Source organism: Janthinobacterium sp. GMG1, assembly GCF_034427795.1.
In the GTDB taxonomy this organism is placed as follows: domain Bacteria; phylum Pseudomonadota; class Gammaproteobacteria; order Burkholderiales; family Burkholderiaceae_D; genus Janthinobacterium.
Genome location: NZ_JAXQNT010000016.1, coordinates 111,178 through 121,747 on the forward strand (window position 1 = coordinate 111,178; position 10,570 = coordinate 121,747).

Here is a 10,570-nt window from a genome sequence, read left to right on the forward strand (position 1 = left end):
GGCACCGTGCCAGCGCTGTGTTACGCTGCACCACATGGCGGCCCTCGTTCGGACGCCTTTCATCGATCCCCTAGCTGACGACTGGAAACCAGGAAACCTGCCCATGTCGAGTCCGCATGCCCAGCTGCACAACCCGAATCAAAACCATTTGCTCGCCGCCATGCTCGACGCCGATTTCGCGCGCCTGGCCCCCCACCTGGAGCAAGTGTCGATGCTGCTCGGTGACGTGATCTACGATTCGGGCGACAAGCTGCAGCATGTGTATTTCCCCACCACGGCCATCGTTTCCATTCACTACCTGCTGGAAAACGGCGGCTCGTCGGAAATTGCCGGCGTCGGCAATGAAGGCGTCGTGGGCGTGTCGCTGTTCATGGGGGGCAATTCGACGCCGAGCCGCGCCGTCGTGCAGACGGGTGGCGTCGGCTACCGCCTGAAGGCGCATCTGCTGATGGAAGAATTCGACCGCGCCGGTCCCGTCATGCGCTTGCTGCTGCGCTATACGCAAGCCCTGATCACGCAAATGTCGCAGACGGCCGTGTGCAACCGCCACCATACGGTGGAGCAACAATTGTGCCGCTGGCTGCTGTTGACCATGGACCGCCTGCCGAACCGCGAGCTGACCATGACGCAGGAACTGATTGCCAACATGCTGGGCGTGCGCCGCGAAGGCGTGACGGAAGCGGCCGGGCGCCTGCAGACGCGCGGCTTCATCAGTTACCGGCGCGGCCATATTTCCGTGCTGGACCGCAGCGGCCTCGAAGGCCATGTGTGCGAATGCTATGGCGTGGTCAAAAAGGAATTCGCGCGCCTGCTGTCGGATGTACGCCAGCGCCAGGCTTCTTGAGCACGGCACTCCCTCTTATTCTTATCGTTGTCACAGCCCGGGCTACCCCATGCAATCTGTCGAAAAAATTCCCCCGCGCGCACCGTCGCGCTGGCCCATGGCGCTGGCGTTTTCCTTCAGCGCCATCGTGCTGCTGGCCATCGGCCTGCTGGCCTGGCGCGCGCCGTTCGAGACGGCCTGCGCCATCGACGCGCTGGTCTTTTTGCTGCTGATGCTGCTCGTGGCGCTATACCGGCGCACCCTGGCGGCCAGCCTGCCGCGCCAACTGCTCAAGGCGGGCGCCTTGCAGGATGCGATTTTCAACAGCGCCAATTTCTCCTGCATCGCCACCGATGCGCAGGGCGTGATCCAGATTTTCAATGTGGGCGCCGAACGCATGCTCGGCTATGAAGCGAGCGACGTGGTCGACAAGCTGACACCGGCCGGCATTTCCGATGCGCAAGAAATCGTCGCGCGCGCGGCGGCCCTCAGTGCCGAACTCGACAGGGTCATCACGCCCGGCGTGGAAGCGCTCGTCTTCAAGGCCACGCGCGGCATCGAAGACATTTATGAACTCACCTACATCCGCAAGGATGGCAGCCGCTTCCCCGCCATCGTTTCCGTGACGGCCTTGCGCGACGTGCAGAACAAGGTCATCGGTTACTTGCTGATCGGCACTGACAATACGGCACGCAAGCAGGTCGAGGCGGAACAGGCGCTGCTGGACCAGCGCCTGCGCGAACAGCAGGCGTACACGCGCTCGCTGGTCGAGACCAACAATGCCGAACTGAAGAAGGCGCGCCTGGTGGCGGAAAAGGCCAACCGTGCCAAGTCCGAATTCCTGTCGAGCATGAGCCACGAATTGCGCACGCCCCTGAATGCCGTGCTGGGCTTTGCGCAGCTGATGGCGTCCGACGTGCCGCCGCCCACCGTGCCGCAACAACGCTCGATCGAACAGATCCTCAAGGGCGGCTGGTATCTCTTGCGTTTGATCAATGAAATCCTCGACCTGGCCATGATCGAATCGGGCAAGGTTACCTTGTCGCAGGAAGCGATGTCCCTGCTTGACGTGCTGCAGGATTGCCAGGCGATGATCGCGCCGCAGGCGGAAAAGCGCGGCATCAGCCTGCATTTCCCCCGCTGCGGCGAAGCCTATTTCGTGCATGCGGACCGCACGCGCGTGAAACAGGTGATGATCAACCTGTTGTCGAACGCCATCAAATACAACCAGGGTGGCGGTTCCGTCACTGTCGACTGCAGCCAGCGCGGCGCAAAGGTACGGGTCAGCGTGCGCGACAGCGGCGCCGGCCTCGATGCGGGACAGGTTGCCCAGCTGTTCCAGCCCTTCAACCGCCTGGGACAGGAAAACAGCACGGAAGAGGGCACGGGCATCGGCCTGGTCGTCACCAAGCAGCTGATCGAATTGATGGGCGGCACCATCGGCGTCGACAGCACGGTCGGCGTGGGCACCACCTTCTGGTTCGAGCTGGCCGCCACCAGCGCGCCGGCACTGGTACTGGGGCGCGGCGACGCGCTGCCGCAGGTGCCGGAAGCGCAGGAAAGCCAGCGTACCTTGCTGTACGTGGAAGACAATCCCGCCAATCTGGCGCTGGTGGAGCAATTGATCGCCCGCCGCAGCGATTTGAAGTTGCTCACGGCCATCGATGCGCACCTGGGTATCGACCTGGCGCGCACGTATCAGCCGGACGTGATCTTGATGGACATCAACCTGCCCGGTATCAGCGGCTTCGGCGCCTTGCATATCCTGCACAACGACCCGCTCACCAGCCACATTCCCGTGATGGCGCTGTCGGCCAACGCCGTGCCGCGCGACATCGAGAAAGGCCTGGAAGCGGGTTTCTTCCGCTACCTGACCAAGCCGATCAAGGTGGTCGAATTCATGGATGCGCTCGATGTGGCCCTGCACCACGCGGCCGCGCTCGGCCTGGCCGATGACTCTCACGTAATACGCTAATTCAGCACTTATTTTTAGGAATACCGCCATGCTTCAAGCCACCGAGATCCTGAACGCCAGCATCCTCATCGTTGATGACCAGGAGGCGAACGTCATGCTGCTGGAACAGGTGCTGCGCAATGCCGGCTATACGCGCATCACGTCCACCATGGATCCGCAAGCCGTGCGCGCGTTGCACCAGCAGCACCGCTATGACCTGATCCTGCTCGACTTGCAGATGCCGGAAATGGATGGTTTTGAAGTCATGGAAGGCTTGCGCGACATCGAGGCGGGCAGCTATCTGCCCGTGCTGGTGATCACGGCACAGCCGGGCCACAAGCTGCGCGCGCTGCAGGCCGGCGCCAAGGATTTCGTCAGCAAGCCCTTCGACCTGGTGGAAGTCAAGACCCGCATCCACAACATGCTGGAAGTGCGCCTGCTGTACCAGAAGCTGGCCGAATACAACAAGTCGCTGGAGCAGATGGTGGAAGAGCGCACGGCGGAGTTGCGCGAAAGCGAAGCGCGTTTCCAGCGCTTCACGGAACTGTCGTCCGACTGGTACTGGGAGCAAGATGCGCAGGGTAACCTGACGCGCTTTTCCGGCCCCGTGGCTGAAATGCTGGGCATCGGCAGCGAGGAAGAGCCGCAGCGCTGGAACGCCACCGAGCGCGCCTTGCTCGATGCAAAAATCGCCGCGCGCGAACCGTTTCTCGATTTTATCTACAGCCGCGCCAACCTCGACGGCAGCACGCAGTACTTGCAGGTGAGCGGTGAACCGATGTTCGACACGGGCAGCCGCTTCATCGGCTACCGCGGCATCGGCCTCGATGTCACGGAGCGCCATCGCAGCGCCTGATTTATACTTGCTGCTATCCATATCCACAAGGAAAGCATCATGGCTGACAAATCGCCCCCGGCAACGCCGCAGCAATACTGGTTCCCCGCCAAGACCTATGGCTGGGGCTGGGGCTTGCCCATCACTTGGCAAGGCTGGCTGGTGTTCCTGGCCGCACTGGCGCTGTTCGCCTGCGGCGCCTTCCTGTTCCCGCCGCAAGACTCGCTGGCGCTGTACATCATCTATGAAGCGGCCATCGTTGCCGTGCTCATTTTCATCTGCCAGATGAAGGGCGAACCGACCAGCTGGCGCTGGGGCAAGAAGAAGTAGCGCGATGTACAAAGACGACACCTGCAAGAAATCATCTGGCCGCGCGGCGTGAACCGCGTATAATTGGCTCGCTGCCGCAAGGTGGCAAACGCTAGGGGTCCTGCCTTTCGCTGTGGAAACACAGTGCAAGCGCGGGTGAGAAATACCCTCCGAACCTGATCTGGATAATGCCAGCGAAGGGAAGCTTTAGGATGAACGCACCCCGCCTTTCCGCGTGCGCAATTCCGAACCTCCTTAGCTGGCTCCAGGCTTAAAAATAGTCTAGCCAAGGAGCCAAAATGAACGCCAACCCGAAATTCCTCTCCGCCACCGCCACGGTCGACGAAGCCGCCATCGCGCCGCTGCCCAATTCGCGCAAGATCTATGTGCAAGGCAGCCGTCCCGACATCCGCGTGCCCATGCGCGAGATCAGCCAGTCCGACACGGAAGCGTCGTTCGGCGGCGAAAAGAATCCGCCGATCTACGTGTATGACACGTCCGGTCCCTACACGGATCCGGACGTGCAGATCGACATCCGCTCCGGCCTCGATACGCCGCGTTTGCCGTGGATCATGGAGCGGGCCGACACGGAAGAATTGCCCGGCCCGACCTCCGACTATGGCATCGCCCGCCTGGCAGACCCGAAACTGGCCGAGCTGCGCTTCAATTTGCACCGCAAGCCGCGCCGCGCCATGGCCGGCAAGAACGTGACGCAAATGCATTACGCGAGGCGCGGCATCATCACGCCGGAAATGGAGTTCGTCGCCATCCGCGAAAACATGCGTCGCCAGGAGTATCTGCAAGAGCTGAAAGCCTCCGGCCCCATGGGCGAGCGCCTGGCCGAGCTGATGGGCCGCCAGCATCCGGGCCAGTCGTTTGGCGCCAGCATCCCGGCCGAGATCACGCCGGAATTCGTGCGCGAGGAAATCGCCCGCGGCCGCGCCATCATTCCCGCCAACATCAATCACCCGGAAGTCGAGCCGATGATCATCGGCCGCAATTTCCTGGTGAAAATTAACGCGAATATTGGCAATTCGGCCGTCACCTCGTCGATCGGCGAGGAAGTGGAAAAGATGACCTGGGCCATCCGCTGGGGCGGCGATAACGTGATGGACTTGTCCACGGGCAAGCATATCCACGAGACGCGTGAATGGATCGTGCGCAACAGTCCCGTGCCGATCGGCACCGTGCCCATCTACCAGGCGCTGGAAAAGGTGAATGGCAAGGCCGAAGATTTGACGTGGGAAATCTTCCGCGACACCCTGATCGAGCAGGCCGAGCAGGGCGTCGACTATTTCACCATCCATGCAGGCGTGCTGCTGCGCTATGTGCCGATGACGGCCAAGCGCCTGACGGGCATCGTTTCGCGCGGCGGCTCCATCATGGCGAAATGGTGCCTGGCGCACCACCAGGAATCGTTCCTGTACACGCATTTCGAAGAAATCTGCGAAATCATGAAGGCGTATGACGTGTCGTTCTCGCTGGGCGACGGCTTGCGTCCCGGCTCCATCTATGACGCCAACGACGAAGCGCAGCTGGGCGAACTGAAAACCCTGGGCGAGCTGACGCAAGTTGCCTGGAAACACGACGTGCAAGTGATGATCGAAGGCCCGGGCCACGTGCCGATGCAGTTGATCAAGGAAAACATGGACTTGCAGCTGGAACAGTGCGGCGAAGCGCCGTTCTACACCCTGGGACCGCTGACCACCGATATCGCGCCCGGCTACGACCACATCACCTCGGGCATCGGCGCGGCCATGATCGGCTGGTACGGCACGGCCATGCTGTGCTACGTGACGCCGAAGGAACACCTGGGCCTGCCCAACAAGGCGGACGTCAAGGATGGCATCATCACCTACAAGATTGCGGCGCATGCGGCCGACCTGGCCAAGGGGCATCCGGGCGCGCAAATCCGCGACAACGCGCTGTCGAAAGCACGCTTCGAATTCCGCTGGGATGACCAGTTCAACATCGGCCTGGACCCGGACAAGGCGCGCGAATTCCACGATGAAACCCTGCCCAAGGATTCGGCCAAGGTGGCGCATTTCTGCTCCATGTGTGGCCCCCACTTCTGCTCGATGAAAATCACGCAGGAAGTGCGCGAATATGCGGCCGGCATGGGCATCGCGGAAGACAAGGCGCTCAAGCAAGGCATGGAAATCAAGGCTATCGAATTCATCAAGAACGGCGCCGAGCTGTACCGCAAGGTCTGAAGGAGAGCGTGATGCCTGCATTGATATCCATCACGCTCAACGGCGCGCCGCACCAGGTGCCGCCGGGGCAAACCCTGGACCAGCTGATCGCCGCGCTGTCGCTGGAAAACCAGGCGCTGGCGCTGGCCGTCAACCGCAATGTCGTGCCGCGCAAGGCGTGGCCGGGACAGGTCTTGCAAGTACAAGACCAGGTTGAGATCGTACGCGCGATTGGCGGCGGCTAAGTTCAGAATAGACAAGGAAGAACACATGAATACCGCAACACATAACGACCTGCTGACCATCGCAGGCAAACAGTATCAATCGCGCTTGTTGGTGGGCAGCGGCAAGTACAAGGATTTGCCGCAGACGCGCGAAGCGACGGATGCGGCCGAGGCGCAGATCATCACGGTGGCGATCCGCAGGGTGAATATTGGCCAGGACCCGAACGCGCCCAGTCTGCTCGATTTCGTGCCGCCCGACCAGTACACGATTCTCCCGAACACGGCCGGCTGCTACAACGCCAAAGACGCCGTCTACACCCTGCAGCTGGCGCGTGAACTGCTGGGCGGGCGCAATCTGGTGAAACTGGAAGTGCTGGGCGATGAAAAGACCCTGTTTCCGCACATGCCGGAAACCCTGGTCGCGGCCGAAGCGCTCGTCAAGGATGGCTTTGACGTGATGGTCTATTGCAGCGACGATCCCATCCAGGCGAAGATCCTGGAAGACATTGGCTGCGTGGCGGTCATGCCGCTCGCTTCCCTGATCGGCTCGGGCATGGGCATTTTGAATCCGTGGAACTTGTCGCTGATCATCGACCAGGCGAAGGTGCCCGTGCTGGTGGACGCGGGCGTGGGCACGGCGTCGGATGCGGCCATTGCCATGGAGCTCGGTTGCGACGGCGTGCTGATGAATACGGCCATTGCCGGCGCGCGCGACCCCGTGCGCATGGCGCATGCGATGAAGCTGGCCGTGCGGGCCGGGCGCGAAGCGTTTTTGGCCGGCCGCATGCCGCGTAAATTCGCCGCGTCGCCGTCGTCGCCGATGGCGGGTCGCCTGGCGTGATGGTGCCGATGCGCCGCACTGTGCTCGTGTTTGCCGGCGCCGACCCGTCGGGTGGCGCCGGCATCGCCGCCGATATCGTGGCGATTGCCGCGCAGGGCGCGCATGCCTTGCCCGTCATCACGGCATTGACGGTGCAGGACAACGACAGGGTTTTTGGCGTGGAAGCGGTGGCGCCGGAATTGCTGCGCCGCCAGGCGCTGGCGCTGATCGACAAGATCGCCATCGATGCGGTGAAGATCGGCATTCCCGGCAGCGCCGCGAATGCGGCCGTCATTGCGCAACTGATCGCGCAATTGCGGCTGGCCCGCCCAAGCTTGCCTGTCGTGCTCGACCCCGTGCTGGCCAGCGGCCATGGCGACGTGCTCAGCCGGGACGACGCCGTGCTGGCGCTGGCGCCCTTGCTGCCGGTGACGACCGTCATCGTACCGAACGGGCCGGAAGCGCTGGCCCTGGGTGGCGCAGAAAACTTGCGCGCGCAAGGTTGCTCCAATGTGCTGGTGACGGGCGGCCATGGCGACGGCGAGGTGATCGTCAACCGCTGGTTTGACGGCGCTGGCGGCGAGCGCGAGTGGCGCTGGCCGCGCCTGCCCGGTGAATTCCACGGCAGCGGCTGCACTTTGGCGTCCGCCATCGCTGCGCGCCTGGCACTGGGACAGACATTGCCTGAAGCGCTTGATCTGGCGCAACGCTATTGCCATGCGGCCCTGGCCGGTGCGTATGCGATTGCGCCAGGTCAACTCATGCCGCAACGATTCATTCAATAAGGAAAACATCATGCGTGGACTGTATCTGGTCACCCCGAACTGGGACGACACCGACCGCCTGCTCGACGTGAGCGAGCAAGCTTTGCAGGAAGGCGTGGCCCTGCTGCAATACCGCCACAAGAGCGCCGAGGCGGAGCAGCGGCGCGAACAGGCGGGCGCCTTGCTGGCGCTGGCCCGCAAATATGGCGTGCCTTTCATCATCAATGATTTTATCGAGCTGTGCGAAGAGCTCGACGCGGACGGCGTGCATGTGGGCGGCACGGATGCGTCCGTGGCGCAGGTGCGCGCGCGCCTGGGCAAGGACAAGATCGTCGGAGCTTCCTGCTATGGCGACCTGGCCCTGGCACTGACGGCCGAGGCGGGCGGCGCCAGCTACGTGGCCTTCGGCGGCTTTTATCCGTCACTGGTAAAAAAGTATCCGGTCACGACGCCCCTGGATATCGTGCTGCAAGCCAAGCGCGAGATTGCCTTGCCCTGCGTGGTGATCGGCGGCATGACGCCGGAGAACGCGGCGCCGCTGGTTGCGCGTGGCGCCGACATGGTGGCGGCCATCACTAGCGTCTATCAAGCGGACGATGTGGATATTGCGATGCAGCAATTCAATCTGCTATTTGCGCATGCAGGGGAGGCGTGAGGGGACGGATTTGGCGAATAATCGGCATATAATATGAGCATCATTCATTACCGAGGTCCCTTTGCCCATGAGTCAGCCAGCCGCCGCGAAACGCCTTATCCTGATCGTTGACGATGACCAGCTCCTGTTGGAATTCCTCGGCGAAGTCCTGCGCCATGCCGGCTACGAGACAGCCCTGGCCCATTCGGCCGAAGTAGCGCTGCAGCTGATCGCCCAGCGCGAGCCGGACCTGGCCTTGCTCGATATCCACATGCCGGGCATGTCCGGGCTGGAACTGGCCAAGCGCCTGCATGGCGAAACGGCCGTGCCATTCATGTTCCTGTCCGGCAGCGGCGACAGCGAATCGGGCAAGCAGGCGGCCGCCTACGGCGCTGTCGGCTATGTCGTCAAACCCGTCGATGAAGGCCGCTTGATGCCCGCGTTCGAAGCGGGCCTGGCCCGTGCCGACGAAATCCGCCAGCTGCGCCGCACCGAGCTGAACCTGAACGCGGCCCTGGCCGCGGGCCGCGAAACGAGTCTGGCCGTCGGTTTGCTGATGGGCAAGTTCCAAACGGATCGCAACACGGCTTTCGAAGTGTTGCGCGACCACGCCCGGTCCAGCCGCCGCAAGATCAATGAAATCGCCAGCCAGCTGCTGCTGGCCGAGGAAACCTTGAATGGCCTGCACGGCGCCTTCCTCAACCGCGCGAAAGCCAAGTAAGCGTTTCAACCATACACAGGACACACATGAAAACCAAAGCAGCGATTGCATGGAAGGCGGGCGCGCCTTTGACCATCGAAGAAGTCGACCTGGCCGGCCCGCGCGAGGGCGAGGTATTGGTCGAAATCAAGGCCACCGGCATTTGCCACACCGATTACTACACCCTGTCGGGCGCCGATCCGGAAGGCATCTTCCCGTCCATCCTCGGCCATGAAGGGGCCGGCATCGTCGTCGACGTGGGGCCGGGCGTGAAAAGCCTGAAAAAGGATGATCACGTCATCCCCCTGTACACGCCGGAATGCCGCCAGTGCAAATTCTGCCTGTCGCAAAAGACCAACCTGTGCCAGTCGATCCGCTCGACCCAGGGCCGCGGCCTGATGCCGGACGCCACCTCGCGCTTTTCCATCGACGGCAAGCCCATCTTCCACTACATGGGCACCTCCACCTTTTCCAATTACATCGTCGTGCCGGAAATCGCCCTGGCGAAGATCCGCGAAGATGCGCCCTTCGACAAGGTCTGCTACATCGGCTGCGGCGTCACCACGGGCGTGGGCGCCGTGCTGTTTACGGCCAAGGTCGAGGCGGGCGCCAACGTGGTCGTATTCGGTCTGGGCGGCATCGGCTTGAACGTGATCCAGGCGGCCAGGATGGTCGGCGCGGACAAGATCATCGGCGTCGACATCAACCCGGCCCGCCAGGACATCGCGCGCAAGTTTGGCATGACGCATTTCGTCAACGCCAACGAGGTGGAAAACGTGGTCGACACCATCGTGCAACTGACGGATGGCGGCGCCGACTATTCGTTTGAATGCATCGGCAACACCACCACCATGCGCCAGTCGCTCGAGTGCTGCCACAAGGGCTGGGGCCAGTCCATCATCATCGGCGTGGCGGCCGCCGGCCAGGAAATTTCCACGCGTCCATTCCAGCTGGTGACGGGACGCGTGTGGAAAGGTTCCGCCTTTGGCGGCGCGCGCGGCCGCACGGACGTGCCGAAGATCGTCGACTGGTATATGGAAGGCAAGCTCAATATCGATGATTTGATCACGCACCGTTTGAAGCTCGACGATATCAACCAGGGTTTCGACCTGATGAAGAGCGGTGAATCGATCCGCTCCGTCGTACTGTATTAATTACGCCGTACCCCGGCGTTTTTGCGGAGGCTGCGGCCTCCGTTTTTTTTGGCTCTGTCATCGACAAATAGGGGAACTGCCGGAATCTTCCCTTGGCATTGCTGTCTGACTCTGCATACTTACCACATAGGGAGCAGATCATGCAGCCAGCCGAATGGATG

At 62.3% G+C, this 10,570-nt stretch carries 11 protein-coding genes and 1 riboswitch; all 11 genes read left to right on the top strand.

Features of this window, described 5'->3' with window-relative positions; genetic code table 11:
- Positions 1 to 103: 103 nt before the first annotated feature.
- The 11 genes from SJI03_RS27515 to SJI03_RS27565 all read left to right on the top strand — a co-directional run bounded on the left by SJI03_RS27515 (position 104) and on the right by SJI03_RS27565 (position 10,409).
- A complete protein-coding gene (locus SJI03_RS27515) occupies positions 104 to 844 on the top strand; it encodes a Crp/Fnr family transcriptional regulator (protein ID WP_099379930.1) in 741 nt (246 codons plus the stop codon).
- A gap of 49 nt (positions 845 to 893) precedes the next feature.
- The gene (locus tag SJI03_RS27520) at positions 894 to 2,798 is read left to right on the top strand and encodes an ATP-binding protein (RefSeq protein WP_233516299.1); all 1,905 of its coding nucleotides are present in this window, start codon (positions 894 to 896) and stop codon (positions 2,796 to 2,798) included.
- 28 nt (positions 2,799 to 2,826) lie between these two features.
- On the top strand, positions 2,827 to 3,633 hold the full coding sequence (locus SJI03_RS27525) for a response regulator (RefSeq protein ID WP_322429300.1): 807 nt from the start codon (positions 2,827 to 2,829) through the stop codon (positions 3,631 to 3,633).
- 39 nt (positions 3,634 to 3,672) lie between these two features.
- Positions 3,673 to 3,942: a hypothetical protein gene (locus SJI03_RS27530; protein ID WP_322429301.1), complete on the top strand. Its 270-nt coding sequence runs from the start codon at positions 3,673 to 3,675 to the stop codon at positions 3,940 to 3,942.
- Positions 3,943 to 4,025: 83 nt separating this feature from the next.
- A riboswitch (TPP riboswitch) is annotated at positions 4,026 to 4,141 on the top strand.
- Positions 4,142 to 4,220: 79 nt separating this feature from the next.
- Complete coding sequence (thiC, locus tag SJI03_RS27535) at positions 4,221 to 6,134, top strand: phosphomethylpyrimidine synthase ThiC (RefSeq protein ID WP_322429302.1); 1,914 nt, start codon at positions 4,221 to 4,223, stop codon at positions 6,132 to 6,134.
- A 20-nt stretch (positions 6,135 to 6,154) separates the two neighbouring features.
- Positions 6,155 to 6,358: a sulfur carrier protein ThiS gene (gene thiS, locus SJI03_RS27540; RefSeq protein ID WP_071079564.1), complete on the top strand. Its 204-nt coding sequence runs from the start codon at positions 6,155 to 6,157 to the stop codon at positions 6,356 to 6,358.
- A 25-nt stretch (positions 6,359 to 6,383) separates the two neighbouring features.
- Positions 6,384 to 7,178, top strand: coding sequence for a thiazole synthase (locus tag SJI03_RS27545; protein ID WP_058050911.1), 795 nt, complete (start codon positions 6,384 to 6,386; stop codon positions 7,176 to 7,178).
- 8 nt (positions 7,179 to 7,186) lie between these two features.
- On the top strand, positions 7,187 to 7,942 hold the full coding sequence (locus SJI03_RS27550) for a hydroxymethylpyrimidine/phosphomethylpyrimidine kinase (RefSeq protein WP_322429303.1): 756 nt from the start codon (positions 7,187 to 7,189) through the stop codon (positions 7,940 to 7,942).
- A 10-nt stretch (positions 7,943 to 7,952) separates the two neighbouring features.
- Positions 7,953 to 8,576: a thiamine phosphate synthase gene (thiE, locus tag SJI03_RS27555; RefSeq protein WP_099379924.1), complete on the top strand. Its 624-nt coding sequence runs from the start codon at positions 7,953 to 7,955 to the stop codon at positions 8,574 to 8,576.
- 67 nt (positions 8,577 to 8,643) lie between these two features.
- Positions 8,644 to 9,276 (top strand): ANTAR domain-containing response regulator, encoded by a 633-nt coding sequence (locus SJI03_RS27560; RefSeq protein ID WP_100875564.1) that lies wholly within the window; start codon positions 8,644 to 8,646, stop codon positions 9,274 to 9,276.
- 26 nt (positions 9,277 to 9,302) lie between these two features.
- Positions 9,303 to 10,409 (top strand): S-(hydroxymethyl)glutathione dehydrogenase/class III alcohol dehydrogenase, encoded by a 1,107-nt coding sequence (locus tag SJI03_RS27565; RefSeq protein ID WP_322429304.1) that lies wholly within the window; start codon positions 9,303 to 9,305, stop codon positions 10,407 to 10,409.
- The last annotated feature ends 161 nt before the right edge of the window (positions 10,410 to 10,570 follow it).